Here is a 387-nt window from a genome sequence, read left to right as displayed (position 1 = left end):
CTCGACGGCCGCCGCGCGGTCGTCACCGGCGCGGCGAGCGGCATCGGCGCCGCGATTGCGCGTGCCTATGCGCAGGCCGGCGCGCGCCTCGTGCTCGCCGACCTCGACACCATGCGCCTCGAAGCGCAGGCCGACGCGTGCCGCGCGCTCGGCGCGCAGGTCGAAACCGTCACCGCCGACGTGGGGCAGGAGGCGTCCGCGAACGCGATCGTCGATCGCTGTATCGGCGCGTTCGGCGGCATCGACATTCTCGTCAACAATGCGGGCATGCTGACGCAGGCGCGCTGCGTGGATCTCACCACGCAGATGTGGGACGATATGATGCGCGTCGATCTGCGCAGCGTGTTTCTCTGCACGCGCCGTGCGCTGCCTGCGATGCTCGCGCAG

Annotated in this window: 1 protein-coding gene; it reads left to right on the top strand. The window is 71.1% G+C overall.

Annotation, left to right across the window (positions count from 1 at the left end):
- The coding region (locus SB786_RS35720) for an SDR family NAD(P)-dependent oxidoreductase (protein WP_410731504.1) at window positions 1–387 on the top strand (387 nt) is incomplete at both ends.

The organism is Burkholderia sp. SIMBA_062, assembly GCF_046534765.1.
Taxonomy (GTDB): Bacteria; Pseudomonadota; Gammaproteobacteria; order Burkholderiales; family Burkholderiaceae; genus Burkholderia; species Burkholderia ambifaria.
This window is presented reverse-complemented; position numbering and strand designations above follow the sequence as displayed.